We start from the raw sequence: 14,121 nt of genomic DNA, 5'->3' as shown, positions 1-14,121 counted from the left end.
GGCTCACGAAGGCGTCGACGTAGAGCAGGATCGCGAGCCAGTTCAGGTTCAGCGCGATCGCGAGTTCCGCAAACGGCGACTTGAAGTTGAACGTGTTCCAGCCCTTCGCGACGTCGGCCGGATTGACCGCGCCGATATAGGCGATCTGCAGCAGCACGTAGATCACGAGCGCGCAGAGGATCGAGCCGATCACTGCGAACGGCACNCTCTTGGCCGGATTGCGCGCTTCACCCGCGAGGTTGATCGGGCTCTGGAAGCCGTTGAACGCGAACACGATGCCGCTCGTGGCGACCGCCGTGAACACCGCCGACCAGCCATACGGCGCGAACGTGGTCGTTTGGCCGAAATTCTCATGGTGGAAGCTTCCAGCCATCAGGCCAATGATCGTCAGACCCGGGATGATGAACTTGAAGATCGTGATCGCGCTGTTGGCGCGCGCGAACAGCTTCACGCCCCAATAGTTGAGCATGAAGTAGATGATCACGAGAATCGCGGAGAGCCCGAGCCCTGAATGAGTCAATGACCCGTCGACGAAGAGCGCGTGCGCCCACGCATANGGCCAGGTGCTCATGTACTGGATCGAGGCTTCAGCTTCAATCGGGATCACCGAGACAATGGCGATCCAGTTTGCCCACGCGCTGATGAAGCCCACCAGTGCGCCGTGCGAGTAGCGGGCGTAGCGGACCATACCGCCCGACTCCGGGAACATCGCGCCAAGTTCGGCATAGGTGAGCGCGATGGCCAGAATGACCACGGCGCCGATGATCCAGGCGCAAACGGCCGCCGGACCTGCAATTTTCGCCGCCTTCCACGCGCCGAACAGCCAGCCCGAACCGATGATCGACCCGAGGCCGGTAAACATCAGCGCGAACGGGCCGATGTTCCGTTGTATCGATTGCTTCACATTGTCTCCTACGTTATGGACAGCGCGAGCGAGCCATACCGGGAATACGGCATACCTGTACCGTACCGAGCCTGCATAACGCAGGTGGCCGGCCCTGAAAGCGCATGTCCTTGTTGTAATGCCCTGGTGATGCTGAGATGTAGAGGCAACCGCAATTGCTGCGGAGACGCGATGATGAAGTGGCCTGATGTGATCGTCTAATGCTGTGTCGGCATGGACATATGCAAACTTTGCATAAGGATTGGGCTACGCTGAGCGAAGATCATGGAGAGTTCACCTTGTTGTCATCGCCGATTCTCACGCGCCTCTCTTTCGGTTGAATCGCAATGCATCGGACATGTCCGGATCCGACCTCGTCTCCCACGTATCAGGCATTACCGTCCGATGGCATCGGACAACACCGGCCGATCTCCGAGGCATTAGGAAACGGGAAAGACGCCGCCCCACGGTCTCATCCCTTCGCACTGCACGAAGGCCTGAGGAATGTCTTCGGGCGCAAGGGGCATGACAAAGTTCACATCACCCTCCATACCTGCGCGTAACATCGCTGGTGCGCGCCGTCAGCACGGCTCTCGCGATCTCTTTCTACTTCTGGAGGTTCTGTATGAGCATTTTTGGCGAAATTGTCAGCAAGCTTTTCGGCAAGGCGAAACCGGATCAGCCGCCGCCCGCGACCGAGCCTGCACCGGATCCAACTACGGCACAGGCCGCCGCTCCGGACACACCGCCGCCCGCTGCACCGCTGGCCGATGTTGACGTCGCCGCGGTCATGGATCAGCTCGTGAGTGAAAGCGGGCAAACACTCAACTGGCGCACGTCCATCGTCGACACGATGAAGGCGTTGGGCGTCGACAGTAGCCTGGAGCACCGCAAGCAACTGGCACAGGAACTGAAGTACGACGGCGATATGGACGACTCCGCAAGCATGAATGTGTGGCTGCACAAACAGCTCATGCGGGCGCTCGCCGCAAACGGCGGAAAGCTGCCGTCCGATCTGGCGACCTGAGCTCCCTGTCCCCTGAGGAGGCGGTCAGCAAATGCCGTCTCCTGCCTGATCGGCCATTGGTGCCTTTCCGGCCCAAAGCCGCCGCATGCGAGCCGCGCGATGCACCGGCGCGTGACATCGTTCGTGCAGTGCTGACGCCGGAACATCGCGTAAATGTTCAAGCAGTCAGTCCACACTGTTGCTTCGGTTAGAGGGGCGCGCGGGCGCCCAACCCGAATGCATTCTGCGGACAACGCCCCTTCTGCTACTCCAGCGCCGGATGGGATATTACTCGACGGCAGTCGTCTGGCCGCCCTCGCGGCGGCACTGGCGTCCTTTCAGGAGAGTGGCAAACGCAGCCGCGGGTAGCTGCCGGCCGAGCAGGAAGCCCTGCACTTCGTCGCACCCCAGCGACCGGAGATGCTCGAGCTGGGACGTAGTCTCCACGCCCTCGGCCACCACTTCCATCTTCAGCGAATGCGCCAGAGCAATGATTGCCGAGACGATTGCGCTGCCTTCCTCGCCGTGTGCGTCAAGCCCGTTTGTGAAAAAAGCGGTCAATCTTCAGCTGCTTCGCCCGAAAGCGCTGCAGGTACGCAAGGCTCGAGTGGCCCGTGCCAAAATCGTCGATCTCCACTTCGAAGCCGCTTGCCTGGAATTCGTGGATCATCGTCGTCGTGCGTGCTGCATACTGCATTGCCACCGTTTCGGTGATCTCGAATATAAGCTGGCCAGGTTCCAGCTGTTCCGCATGAACGACATGGATTGAGCGTATGACCACAATATTTTCAGGAAATCCTGACTCCCCATCGCGTGTTGTCAATGGGTAGACTTTGGTCACCGAACGACGCCGCGAGAGTGCTCGTCAGGTCTGAAAGACCGACTGGCGTGCCTGGTCGAGATCGGTAATTTTCCTGGCAACTGGTACCTCTGCCAGGGAAGTCCTTCGCGCGTCATGCCCACCCGCATGGCGCGCCTTTTCCCGTCCTGCAACTCCCCTGACGTCGCCGGGCGCTTTGAGGGAATGGCGGCGACGAAAGTTTCATCGCGCCAAGTCGTTCGGCCTCGAACTGTCGAAGCCATCCTGGCAATCGGCTATCAACTGCCTGCCAGCCTTCAACGGCTCGAGATAATATCTGCCAAACATTCAGTATTACCAATAATTTTCCTGACCAGGTGGCACCGCTCGCCGGATCGCGATATTTCGCGGTAGACGCACCACGCGAGAGTCTGGGTCTGCCGCGACTACGCCCAAAAATATCCTGCGGCGTGTATCCGTAAGCGGCCATCTTTGCACGGATATCCGCGAGGACTGCTTCGAACTCCTGCTGGCGAATGGCTGCTGCCTGGTTGCCCTGTTCGCCTGCGCGTGCCGCCTCAACCGCGGCGTTCAACGCCAGAATGTTCGTCTGGAAAGGCGATGCCTTCAATGAGTCCGGTGATATCGGCAATCTTCGACGAACTCTCGCTGATATCCGTCATTGTGCTCACCACCTGACCGACGACGTCGCTGATCTGATTGACACTGCCATTGACGCGGTTTTGCGATCCGCTCAGTGCCTGGATGTACGCCGGAACGCCGCTGCGGTCGGGTCCGACTGAGTGGACTGCTGTTTGCCCGAGGCTGGCGCCCCTCCTCGACCTACCTGGGAATCCTGAAAACGCTCACCTCTCATCCCATTTCGATGCTCAAAACCAGGCGGAATGTCCGGCACCTTGAGCACGTGTGGAACCAGGTCCGCTGATATGACATTTGAGTCCGCTTTTTAAGGTGTTTTCTTGACACATGAATCGCGAAGCATCATAGAATGCGCGTGCTTGCTGCACAAGGATGAAGTGGCAAGCGCCTCCCAACTCGAAAGTGAGTCATCGACGACTATGGCAAAGACTACATCGAAGGCTGCGGAAAAACCCGCAGCAAAGAAGGCTGCTGCTCCGGCGACCAAGGGTAGCGCAGCAAAGGCAGCAAACGGTACGGCGAAGAAGGTGGTCGCGGGCGCACCCGTCAAGGATAAATTCACCAAGGCGTCGCTCGCGACACACGTCGCAGCAGCGGCTAACGTCGAGCCGAAGGCAGCGAAGGCTGTGCTTGCAGCGCTCGAAGACACGATCCTGGGCGCCGTCCACAAGAAGGGTGCGGGTGAGTTCACGCTGTCGGGTATTCTGAAGATCAACGTTCAGCAGGTGGCGGCGAAGAAGCGTCGTTTCGGCAAGGACCCGTTCACGGGCGAAGAGCGTTGGTTCGACGCGAAGCCTGCCACGGTCCGGATCAAGGCGCGCGCGCTGAAGAAGCTCAAGGACGCAGCAGCCTGAAGTGAGTTATCAGGCCTGCTGTCTTCCTGGTAGCAGGCCTCCGGCGGCTCCAGAATCGGTGTCCACTGTTTCGACTCTCCCGCAGGCGAGTTTGCGCCACATCGTACTACCCGCCGCCCGCCCCGATTCGCTGTTCCGCGCGTTGCCAGTCATCGCGGCGTCTCAGGAAGCGAGCCTTGCGATCTGCTCCGGCCAGTCATGCGCTCACTGGACTACGGCCACGTATTCGGCATCCTGAATAAACTCACCTTCGCGTGGCTTGTGCAGCTCCCATTGCCAGACACGGCAACACAACTGTCCTGCAGGCAGACTTGATCCATTCCGCTTCCGCCCTGATGGATGAAGGCAATATCGAACGCCCGTCGTGGCATGGCCATTACCGGGTGGCGCGAGCAGCAATCCTCACAAAGTTGACAATGGGTTACGTCGCCGACGAGGATGGAATCCGGCCGACGGCTGGCTTGCGCCCAGCCCGCGCGTTCCGGGCTTGAACACGGCTACCGCGCGTTGCAGGTGACTTGCCTGATCTGACATCGATGCAGCCGCCACGGGGACCTGCCCGACCAGTGCCGCATTTTGTGCGACCGCGCGGTAACATCGACACCGCCATGACAGATACGACGCGAGCCCATGCAGATCTACTGCCGGTTACCCGAAACCCATAACATGTGCAAAAATCATTCTGACCTGAGCCAACGCGTGGTCCTTGCCGCCTATGGAAACCGCCGAACTTGAACCGCAGGTGCTCGCCAATCGCCTAGGCGTCGAGTTCTGTCTCGTACGCCAGAACAGTACGATCGGATGCGTGATCACGATCGCGGCGCTGGAAGCGTATTTCTGGCTCGAGCCACACGCCAGCGACGCCCGCATACTCAAAACCTTTCGCGATGGCTACGGCCGTATCTGCGCGATAGCCGAACGCAAGTGGCTCGCCCATCCCGCGACACGCCTCGAGCTGACGCCGGCAGATTTCGCGCGCCACTGACGTCGCCGCCCGTTGGCATGCTGGTCGCCAGGTCTGCTTGAGCACAACGCTGGCCAAAATGCCTGAAAAGTCGTCCACTGCACCAATCGACGGTGAGCATGGCCTTGCCGGTGACCATCTCCATCGGGGCCCTCATTGCCCTCGGGAAAGTCGAAAGTACGTCGCCAATCGACGCCTTGCGCACATACCAGTTCCTCATTCTGGCTACTGCAGTGCGGATGCTCGAACGAAACCCCTGTCTTGACGTGATCCATCTCAACAGTGGTCATTTCATCGAAGCGCATCGCTGATCAAGCAAGCACATGAGTTGTGATGTGCGAAGCTGATTGGCTTTTCGCATGAGCGACGGTCAGCGCAGGACATTAATCCGGTTTCCTGCGATACGTGGGCAGCACCGCTTTTCCGCCAGGAGCGACGCACCTGCTGGAAACGCCAGGGTACGCGGCGTCAAACTGAGGGGCTTCTGGTCAGAGCGCTCATTGGTGCGCGGGAGTCGAACGTCAGGAACGGATCGGCACCGGTTCAATGAAGATTCTGTAGCTGCCGTAGCAGTCTTCAAAAGCACCCTTCGGGCGGCCTCCGCAACTGGGTACAATCGGCCGGGAAGCGCCGTTCGTCCTGGCGCCTGGTGCGACTCCCGATAGTGAACGCCGCCCTGGTGACCGGACCTTCGCGCGTCAATTGTGCCCGTCGCGCTGGTGAACGTAGAGCTCGCTTGCCAAAGCGCGCCGATCGCGCCCAGTTCTCCACAGCGACGGGCAAAACCATTCGGAACATCGAAGCGGTGGTACATCCCGATGCAAAGCGCCAGCCGACGCGGGACGCGCTTAAACAAAAGCCAACGCCGGTGCGAAGCACCGCGGTGGTGGTTATTGCAGATCGTGGCCTTCGGACAGGCGCCACCTGCGCAGAACCGCGACCAGTCTTTTATCGAGTCGTCTGCGATCCGGCCCGCGTCACTTGTGATGTTCCGCGTCGGGACCCGGCACGGGGATAGTCCACTCATCCACCGCTTGCCCCGCTTCGGGTTCGCGCTCCCGCCGAAGCTCCAGGATGCGACCCTGAGCAACAACCACTTTCAGGTCGAGTCTCACGCCTTTCCGGACGTGGAACAAATAAGCCGTGAAGGAGGCTGTGTTGCTGGCAAAGTAACCGTCACTCAGAAACTGTCGACGCGCGACAAGTCCATCGCTTGCCACCCAGTAATCGGCCATGGCGCAATCGAGCGACTTTGTCTGCCAGTCCTTTCTCGGCAGGTCTTCGGGAAACGGCTCGAAATCCCGAGAAAACTCGAATGTATCGTTCATCCTCGAGCGCGGCTTCGCTGGTGTTAGCGTCGACCAAGGGTATCATGGCCTCCCCAGTCTCCGGGCTGGCACTGCAAAACTGGCTGGGGCCGCTTGCGCGCCATAGTTTGCCCGTCGCTGGCGTGTGCGGGACGGGACCGCACCAGAATGGTGACGGAGGCCGGGCTTTCGCGTGTGGCGAGGGAGGAATCCGCAATGCGTCGATGCTTCTGCGACTCTTCTCAAGCGCCTCCCCGGTTCCGTTTCAGAATCAGTCTTCGCGGCCCCGCCGGCAGGCTTCGCCGGGACTCCCGGTTACCGGGTAGATCGCGTTTTGCCGGCGCGGCAATCATGGGGTGCCGCCGTCAGGGGTTAGAACGACGAATGTCTGCACCGGGCCTGGGTCGTTGAGAGCCAGCCCCTGTGCGGTCCATGGATCTGCTGATTGGCAGGTGTCATCCCGGCATGGTAAAAAGTCATCCCTTGCGGGTGATCGCCTCCATGCGATGCCGTATTCTCGCGATTTCAGGTTTCAACATCGACAGGATTCAAAAAATGGCAACTGGCACTGTGAAATGGTTCAACGATGCGAAAGGCTTTGGCTTCATCACCCCGGATGACGGCGGCGAAGACCTGTTCGCCCACTTTTCCGAAATCAAGACTGAAGGCTTCAAGTCGCTGCAGGAAAACCAGAAAGTAAGCTTCGAGGTGAAGATGGGGCCGAAGGGCAAGCAGGCAGCAAATATCAAGCCAGCCTGACCCGCGCGCGTCGCATCCCGATGTGTGGCCCGTCCTGCGGGCCAGTTTTTCTTGCACCCTGCGCATCAATCTTTAATGAAGTGATGGACATGCCAGCACATGCGCGCGATGTCCTGGTGCGCCCTCTTCGCGACGTCGATCGATTCTCCGGTTGATCGTTGACGAAGCGTAAGCGTTTCGCCTGTCCTCCAGGGAATTGATTCGATCCAGCATAGGCGTGAAGACGCAGGACGAATCGCGCTTTTGCGGTAGCGTTGATGCCGCGCTTCCGGCCACGCTGCCCGGACCCATCATTGCCCAGCAAAACAGCGGATATCCTGTGAAGGAAAACGGTTGAACTCCGCGCCGGCAACACAACAGTCCTTCGAAGAATCGACATCCCCGACCAGAAGCACTACGATCGAAAGCATGCCGGTGGCCATGGCAGGTGCCTGTCGCACGACAATTTTCTGACGATTGGCAGTCACCATGCCAGACAGCCTCCTCGATGTGGTGGCCCACTGCGCCTCGCGACGCGTGCGCGGTGAACCCGCTCGGTCCCGTGCATGATCACGGTGACCGGGACGCCGTCCGCCGCGTAGATTGTTTAAATCAGGCGAGGCAAGTGCCGGAAGATCGTGGCGCTATCCTCGGTGGGTGTCGATGCCACCACCCAGTGGATCGATGCTGCGAGCCGTGCTCTCAGGTGAATCGCCATGACGACGACTGAGTCACTTCTGACGTTGGCCGAATATCTCGAACTGTCCCTGAACTCTGGCGGAAGTGTGATCATGATGCAGAAATGCAATGACGTCTGCGCCATGTACGTTGGCGATGCCAGGCGAGATCAGGATCGCCTGAGATATCACGGGGACATCGCCGCGACCCAGGCCGAAGAGATCCTTGAGCAAACCCGCGCTGGACGAAACCGGCTGGAGATCGCCGGACAGCTATACCGTTTTATCCGGAGCTTCAAACATTTTGAGGATCGCGGCGCGGTCGTTTTCGCACCGTCGTGACACCGGAGGCACGACGATTTCGGGAAACGTAAATTTGATGTTCCAGGTAAGTTGCGCATTCCCAAATACTGAAAATCCGCATCAAGGACTTGTCACGCGAATACGTTGCGCTCGAAGATGATCGGGTGGTCGACCTGCCGGTCGACGGCGACTAGCGTCATGAGCGGGTCGTGCAAGACCTCGCCCCCATTCGTCGATGCGCCGTTTGTGGTGGCGAGCAGAGCGCCACGCCCTCCCTGAACGTAATATCCGCTCGTCGTCAGCTCATCGACGACCCCGAGCTCGTCGCAGCTTCAAGTGGCTTAATAACCTTTGACGCCTCAAGCTGGACCATGAATGATCACCTGATTTCTTTCGTGACTTCATTCGTTGTCCTCTACATTCCAAACCCGATCACGGAAAACCCGCACATCAAGGAGGCCGCCACCTTCGTCCCGGCATAGATTTACGCGTCATTTGCGGATGACACATCAAATACCAACATCGCCGCGTCTATAATCAACACCTTAAGGATATCAGCGACCGCATGGAGCCCTACTTTATGAATCAAGCCCGCGGGCGATATGCGGGATCCCGCGACAGCGGCCAACGCCAGGCTCGCCAGGAAAAGAAGTCTCAGCCCAAGCGGCCGGGACAGCCGTATGTGAAGGCGCCTGCTCAGGACTCCGCCCAGACCACCTCCATTTTCAAGACACGGTCGTTCCAGTTTCTGGTCGATACGGTAGGCGCAGAGAATATCGCCATCGCACTTGAATCCAGCATGACGCGCGTGGCCGAATTGATGAAGGGAGAGAGGTTCACTCCCGAGACCGCCTTTCACATGGAAACCACGCTCGGGTTGCCGCATGGCTTTTTTGACCAGCCCAATCCTGGCCTCGCAGCCGAGACCATCGCTCGCCTGAAGTCACCGCTCGACTTCATTCAAACCGACGACGAACCAGACGGAGAGTCCGAAGCACTCAAGCCGGCTTCTGTCCTGAGCGTCGACCCGAAACCCTCTCTTGAAGACAGTTTGTCCGAGGAAGCGCAAATGCCAAGGAAAGCAACCGGTGGTACGCCCAGGGCCGTCAAGACCAGTACAGGCGATACGGCCGGACAGCCCGAAGCTCGTACGCCGCGAAAAGCTTCGCGTTCGAAATCCAGGACGTCTCCTGAAGCGGCCCAGCAGCAGTCGCTGGCACTCAACGATGGGGCCGACGTAGAAAACATCCGGCGCGCCAACCTCCACGTTCTCACGAGTCGCAATGGCTCGAAAGCAAGACTTGGCGTGGTTATGGAGTTGAGTGGCTCCAACATGGCCCACCGGCTGCATGGCAAGAAGCGCCTGGACGCTGTCGAAGCCAACCGGTTTACGGAGCGACTGGGATTGCCATCCGGCTGGCTGGACACCCCGCGCTCCGAAGACGATATTCCGGCGTCGGTGTCGCGCATGCTTGCGCCTGCGGCGCGCGCACGCGTATCCGCCCAACAGCACGAATCGCTTGCGCCCGCAACAAACAACGACATGCCAGTGAAGGCAGCAAGTACGAAGGCGCGTGCACGGCGCGCGCGGGCGAGCGATCCTGAAAGCTCAACTGTTTCGGCGGATGTCGCAGGAGGGAAAGAGGCGATCGTTACCAGCGCGCAAGCTCATGTAATTGGTTTTCCCGACGACGTTACCGGTCACCTGCCTGAAGAAGGTGGTGACAGGGCGCCGGCAGCTACACGGGCAACCCCAGAGTCATTCGCCGCGTCCGCTGTACCGCAGCGAAACCTGGCAGCGCTCCCCTTCGCTTCCGTGACGAGTCTGGACAATCTTCACGGCATTGAGCCGATAGCGGAAGCCTTGATCAAGACGCTGGCAGGCAAGGCACGCACGGGTCGCCTGGACGAACTGAAAGCGCTGGAACTGCTGCAGCAGGCGATCCTGCTATGAGCCGGTATAGCGTGCCAGGCTCCCCGCGCCATGCCGCACAATGCGCATCGAGGTGACCGGGTCCCGCTACGCAAAAAATTGCGCTGTGTCAGGTCGACTTGCCACCGACCTGCATCGCCGGGCTGACCGGAGAGGTCAATCACCTGACGTTGCCGGGGACGACGGAGACTGGATTTTTCTCCCGGACTTTCCTGGGCATACTGAGCAGCGCGTGCCAGGCTATCCGCGGCGCGGAGTTCGCCTGCCGTTCAATGGAGTTTGGACATGTGACGACGGCGGGCAGTTGCCAGAAGCGGATTCTCATCGGCCTCGGCGTCGCCCTTTGCCGCATCGCCATCCGCAATGACAACGTGGACGTCCTGCTCGAAGGCATCTTCCAAACAGCTAAGCGCGCGTGCAACGCATTCATCTGCCGGCGCATCGCCCGCACTCGCGGCAGCCTGCGCGGTCGCTTTCGCGGCCAGGCCAAACGCAGCGACGATCTCCTCCCAAGTCAGTACGGTCGTCATCGCTTCCTGCACGAGCTTGCCCGCGACAGTACCAATCTTCGCTCTTAGTTCGTCCGTCATTTGCTTTTGCTCCCACAATCCTTGCGCCACGCACCTGCGGCATCACGCGCCCTGTTTCCGCTGGTCAGGCGGATGCGTCACAGGCTGCTACCAGGACGGCTATTCTAGCGCCTGCTCACCGCGCACCGCTCACCACTCATCGATTCCGGTGTTCCGATGCCCGCCGAACAGCGGAATCGCTCCTGAGTAGCATTCCTGGAAGGACATCGCGCTCGATACAGCCCGCGACGCCATTTGACGGGCCGAAGCTCGTTTCATGGTGAATCAGCCCGTCTTTCCCGCCTGTCTTCAAGGTCCTCGACCGATCCGGTTTTGCGCCTCCCGTCCTGAATGTCAGTTCGCCGACGGACTCCGGCTCCGTCTGCGCAATCGGCGCGAGGAAGGCACAGTTGTTTTCGTCCTGACCCGGGCAGGAATGCCCCTCTGCCTGCTCCGACTTTCCAGTGGTTCCTGGGGAGTGCCGCCAATGCAGGAAAGCGGAGGCCGCCGTCAGGCGCTTGCCGGAGTCGCGGCGCGCGGACAGTTAGTCGCGTTTATAGGCGGTTTCGCAACAAGCCTGCAGCCAGGCATCGAAAGGCGACCACACAGAAAACGCGACGAACCGCGAGACAGGGACAAATTTTGACGGGTGCTCTTGCCCTGCGGTGAAGCGTCCCAATATGCGAACCCGAAATCCATTCGCCAGCTGTCGAACATGTCAAACAAGAACTACCGTTCCCCGCGTCGTCCGTCTGCCAGTGCGCATGCAAAATCGCTCTTTCTTCCCATGCCCTGCAAGGAATCCTCGGATCTTGCGCTGCGTGCACGGATTGCGCTCGAGCGTCTGCGCAATGGAGAAGCGGACCGCTCGCTGGTTAATCTCCTCTCGCAGATCATCATCATCACGAGCTTCATCACCCGGGCGGGACATGGGCAGCTCGATATCGCGGACATCGAACGCGTTGAGCGTGGCCTCGGAGAGGTGCTCGACCAGGCAGACCGCACTGGCGTCTGGAATGTGCCTGAATCGTTGACTGACGGTCTCACCGCCGTGGTAAATGAATACGACCGCGCGCTCAGCGTGACCCGAATGGAGGTCGTACTCAGGGCGAGTGATTACCTCGGAAAGATGGTCGGTAGGGTCGCGCGTGACACCCGCACCAACGACAGTCATCTCCAGGTTGCAGGATAACGTCGTCAACGCGCCCCGTCGCGCATTCGCGCATCAGTCTGCTCGTGTGCACTAAAGGCCGCCGGTGGACAAGGACGTGCGGACGTAAGAGAGGCTCGCACAAACGTCATACGGATATTCCGGAATCTGATGGTAACCGGCTCCCATAGACGTGGACCAAACCGCCGGGCTTGCCCTACAGGGAAATGGGGTCGCGGGCGGTGCAGCCTGCGATGGTCGGCAAAGGCGCGCAAGCGCTCACAACAAACAACGACAGGTGTATCGCGCGGTACACTGGGTCCACAACCCTACATAGCCCTGCGCACATTGCATGCACTCCCGGCAACCACATCACCGAAAGATAACAGCATGGAAATCCGCGTTGCGTACGAACATAGTCTCGCCACTGCGCCGGAGGAATTCATCGTTCGGGTGCCTTCGCAGCTCGTGACCGATATCCCCGCGAACGTGCCGCGCGCCCTGCTGCCTGAATTCATCGCGAACCTGATCGTCGAACGCTCACCGGCAATCGGAAAGATTCGCAATCTCAGGATTCTCTAGCGGGCTTCTTTTCAGCGGTGATGCCTGGGAGTCGACAGGCGTTGTTGCCCAGCCTCGGCAACACTCAGAAAAGGCTTTGTTGCCTGATGTCGCGCACTGGCGGCAGTGACGGTTTCTGGCGTCGTGCGCCCGTGCGTCGGCGAGCAACACAACGTACATGGGCAACCAGAACGAAACGCTCATCCGCAAAGCTGAGCGTGAGCGCAAACTGCGTCAGCCCGTCCGGTCCGAAGCCGGGCTGCACCCGCAGCGAAGCATGCATGTCTTGCCGACGGGCACGGTCCACGAGCTGCGCGCGGCTCATGCCCGGCCACGCGACCGAGATCAGCCGACTGATCGCCGAAGGAACCGACTCCGGTGGACAATCAGTCGGTAACGCCAGCGAGACGAGCTCGAAACGGTGGGCCATGGGGTTCAAGGCGCGCGGATCAGTGTCCGTGCCTCCTCATATACATACTTGGCGTCGCCCAGACGAAGGCGACGCGTAAAGGATCCTGACTGATCAGTCGTAGCGGGCCGCCAATGCAGAGCGTCCCGCATCCGCTCCGCCAGCTACGACTGGATCGCCCGTTACCCCTTACGCTGCTGCGACTTCCGGCGTCGCTGCAGCCTCAACTGCGGCCGGTGCCTTTTTGGCTGCAACCTTGCGCGGTGCTGAAGCCTTTTTCGCGGGTGCTGCAGCCTTGCGTCCACGCACACCCTTTGCCGGAACAGCCGCTGCCCGGCCAGCCTTCTTCGTGGCAACCGCCTTCTTCGCCGCCTTTTTAGCCACGACACGCTTCGCGGCAGCCTTCTTCGCCGGAGCCGACTTCTTCGCGGGAGCCGCCTTAGCGCTGGCGACCTTTGCCGTTGCACCGGCTTCAATCAGGAATTTCGAACGATCCTTGACGTCGCGAATCCAGAGCGGTGCCAGGCCACGGCCCGACCACGTCGCGCCCGTTTTCGGATCCGCGTATTTCGGTGCAACGTGATGTACGGCCGTGCGCGGGGCTTTTGCTGCCGCTTTCGCTTGCGTAACGCCAGGCTTGCGACCGCGCCGTTTAGCGACAAAGCCTTCAATGTCAGCAATAGTCAGTCCGTGCTTGTGCATCAGATCACGGATTTTGGTCAGGCCCACAGACGACTGCTTTTCGGCAATCGCTACTGCCTGCTTCTGGAGTTTTGCAATTTTCGAGTTGATTGCGTCCAAGGTAACCATGTCTATTCCTCCCTGTGGGGTTTACCGTCCATGCGATCCAGGAACTTCCCTGGCTTATTTCCCAGGCACTTCGAAGTTCGGTCTGCCCGTCAGAATTGACGCGATCGTCGCGGTCGTGATTATGACTTCATCAGTACGCTCGTGCAAATTGAATCCACAGCGCGCAACGGTTTGAAGGTCACTAAAGATTAAAAACAGACTCACGCCCGAGTTGTGGGCGGCGACAATTATGTTGGCCGGTCGTTGACGATTGTTTTGGCCGGTGGTGAGGAGTCGCAGGCGGCGTAGCCGCCGGAGACGACGAGCCACCGGCAGCGCTGCGTCGGCGGGGCTTTAGGATGGGCTGATCGAAGCTTAAAGAAGAAGCGGTCAGCTCATGTCTGGAACCCGCATCACCGACCAACAGGTTCGTCTCTACATGAACAAGCGCAAACACCATCCGCAGGAAGTCGCGGCCGCCAAGACTGGCATCAGCGTGCGTACGGCACGCCGCATCGA

At 59.9% G+C, this 14,121-nt stretch carries 16 protein-coding genes and 2 pseudogenes; 10 read left to right on the top strand and 8 right to left on the bottom strand.

Annotation, left to right across the window (positions count from 1 at the left end):
* Window positions 1-904: APC family permease (locus tag A3CW_RS0143185; protein ID WP_028209039.1), on the bottom strand; the 904-nt coding region annotated here is incomplete at its 3' end.
* 604 nt (window positions 905-1,508) lie between these two features.
* On the opposite strand from A3CW_RS0143185, the gene A3CW_RS0143180 reads away from it, so the two are divergent.
* Window positions 1,509-1,910: a DUF3597 domain-containing protein gene (locus tag A3CW_RS0143180; protein ID WP_028209038.1), complete on the top strand. Its 402-nt coding sequence runs from the start codon at window positions 1,509-1,511 to the stop codon at window positions 1,908-1,910.
* Window positions 1,911-2,177: 267 nt separating this feature from the next.
* Here A3CW_RS0143180 and A3CW_RS51920 read toward each other — a convergent pair.
* Both A3CW_RS51920 and A3CW_RS54185 read right to left on the bottom strand, forming a co-directional pair.
* Window positions 2,178-2,655, bottom strand: a pseudogene (locus A3CW_RS51920) (EAL domain-containing protein); the annotation flags it as partial.
* 559 nt (window positions 2,656-3,214) lie between these two features.
* Window positions 3,215-3,401 (bottom strand): annotated as a pseudogene (locus A3CW_RS54185) (methyl-accepting chemotaxis protein); the annotation flags it as partial.
* Window positions 3,402-3,767: 366 nt separating this feature from the next.
* On the opposite strand from A3CW_RS54185, the gene A3CW_RS0143160 reads away from it, so the two are divergent.
* The 3 genes from A3CW_RS0143160 to A3CW_RS0143150 all read left to right on the top strand — a co-directional run bounded on the left by A3CW_RS0143160 (window position 3,768) and on the right by A3CW_RS0143150 (window position 5,477).
* Window positions 3,768-4,202, top strand: coding sequence for an HU family DNA-binding protein (locus A3CW_RS0143160; RefSeq protein WP_028209035.1), 435 nt, complete (start codon window positions 3,768-3,770; stop codon window positions 4,200-4,202).
* Window positions 4,203-4,917: 715 nt separating this feature from the next.
* Window positions 4,918-5,187, top strand: coding sequence for a DUF1488 family protein (locus tag A3CW_RS0143155; RefSeq protein WP_028209034.1), 270 nt, complete (start codon window positions 4,918-4,920; stop codon window positions 5,185-5,187).
* A 98-nt stretch (window positions 5,188-5,285) separates the two neighbouring features.
* Complete coding sequence (locus A3CW_RS0143150) at window positions 5,286-5,477, top strand: hypothetical protein (protein WP_028209033.1); 192 nt, start codon at window positions 5,286-5,288, stop codon at window positions 5,475-5,477.
* Window positions 5,478-6,143: 666 nt separating this feature from the next.
* Here A3CW_RS0143150 and A3CW_RS0143145 read toward each other — a convergent pair.
* On the bottom strand, window positions 6,144-6,494 hold the full coding sequence (locus tag A3CW_RS0143145; RefSeq protein ID WP_028209032.1) for a hypothetical protein: 351 nt from the start codon (window positions 6,492-6,494) through the stop codon (window positions 6,144-6,146).
* A 534-nt stretch (window positions 6,495-7,028) separates the two neighbouring features.
* Between A3CW_RS0143145 and A3CW_RS0143140 the strand changes: the two genes are divergently transcribed.
* Window positions 7,029-7,232 carry a cold-shock protein gene (locus tag A3CW_RS0143140; RefSeq protein WP_028209031.1) on the top strand — a complete coding sequence of 68 codons (204 nt, stop codon included), beginning with the start codon at window positions 7,029-7,031 and terminating at the stop codon, window positions 7,230-7,232.
* 290 nt (window positions 7,233-7,522) lie between these two features.
* Here A3CW_RS0143140 and A3CW_RS52925 read toward each other — a convergent pair whose 3' ends face one another.
* Window positions 7,523-7,702 carry a hypothetical protein gene (locus A3CW_RS52925; protein WP_154678225.1) on the bottom strand — a complete coding sequence of 60 codons (180 nt, stop codon included), beginning with the start codon at window positions 7,700-7,702 and terminating at the stop codon, window positions 7,523-7,525.
* Window positions 7,703-7,927: 225 nt separating this feature from the next.
* On the opposite strand from A3CW_RS52925, the gene A3CW_RS0143135 reads away from it, so the two are divergent.
* The 3 genes from A3CW_RS0143135 (at window position 7,928) to A3CW_RS0143120 (ending at window position 10,145) form a co-directional block, all read left to right on the top strand.
* Window positions 7,928-8,230: an RNA-binding protein gene (locus tag A3CW_RS0143135; protein WP_035515724.1), complete on the top strand. Its 303-nt coding sequence runs from the start codon at window positions 7,928-7,930 to the stop codon at window positions 8,228-8,230.
* Between the two features lie 170 nt (window positions 8,231-8,400).
* Entirely contained in the window at window positions 8,401-8,673 is a 273-nt protein-coding gene (locus A3CW_RS0143125) for a hypothetical protein (protein WP_028209029.1), read from the top strand.
* Window positions 8,674-8,771: 98 nt separating this feature from the next.
* Window positions 8,772-10,145, top strand: a complete 1,374-nt coding sequence (locus tag A3CW_RS0143120; protein ID WP_028209028.1) for a hypothetical protein — start codon at window positions 8,772-8,774, stop codon at window positions 10,143-10,145.
* Between the two features lie 248 nt (window positions 10,146-10,393).
* Here A3CW_RS0143120 and A3CW_RS0143115 read toward each other — a convergent pair whose 3' ends face one another.
* Window positions 10,394-10,714 carry a hypothetical protein gene (locus tag A3CW_RS0143115; protein ID WP_028209027.1) on the bottom strand — a complete coding sequence of 107 codons (321 nt, stop codon included), beginning with the start codon at window positions 10,712-10,714 and terminating at the stop codon, window positions 10,394-10,396.
* Between the two features lie 694 nt (window positions 10,715-11,408).
* On the opposite strand from A3CW_RS0143115, the gene A3CW_RS0143110 reads away from it, so the two are divergent.
* Window positions 11,409-11,885 (top strand): hypothetical protein, encoded by a 477-nt coding sequence (locus A3CW_RS0143110; protein WP_245623887.1) that lies wholly within the window; start codon window positions 11,409-11,411, stop codon window positions 11,883-11,885.
* 348 nt (window positions 11,886-12,233) lie between these two features.
* Entirely contained in the window at window positions 12,234-12,425 is a 192-nt protein-coding gene (locus tag A3CW_RS0143105; RefSeq protein ID WP_028209025.1) for a hypothetical protein, read from the top strand.
* A 64-nt stretch (window positions 12,426-12,489) separates the two neighbouring features.
* Here A3CW_RS0143105 and A3CW_RS0143100 read toward each other — a convergent pair whose 3' ends face one another.
* Both A3CW_RS0143100 and A3CW_RS0143095 read right to left on the bottom strand, forming a co-directional pair.
* Window positions 12,490-12,834 carry a hypothetical protein gene (locus tag A3CW_RS0143100; protein WP_028209024.1) on the bottom strand — a complete coding sequence of 115 codons (345 nt, stop codon included), beginning with the start codon at window positions 12,832-12,834 and terminating at the stop codon, window positions 12,490-12,492.
* Window positions 12,835-13,002: 168 nt separating this feature from the next.
* Window positions 13,003-13,623, bottom strand: a complete 621-nt coding sequence (locus A3CW_RS0143095; protein ID WP_028209023.1) for an H-NS histone family protein — start codon at window positions 13,621-13,623, stop codon at window positions 13,003-13,005.
* Between the last annotated feature and the right edge of the window lie 498 nt (window positions 13,624-14,121).

Source organism: Paraburkholderia nodosa DSM 21604 (assembly GCF_000519185.1).
In the GTDB taxonomy this organism is placed as follows: domain Bacteria; phylum Pseudomonadota; class Gammaproteobacteria; order Burkholderiales; family Burkholderiaceae; genus Paraburkholderia; species Paraburkholderia nodosa.
This window is presented reverse-complemented; position numbering and strand designations above follow the sequence as displayed.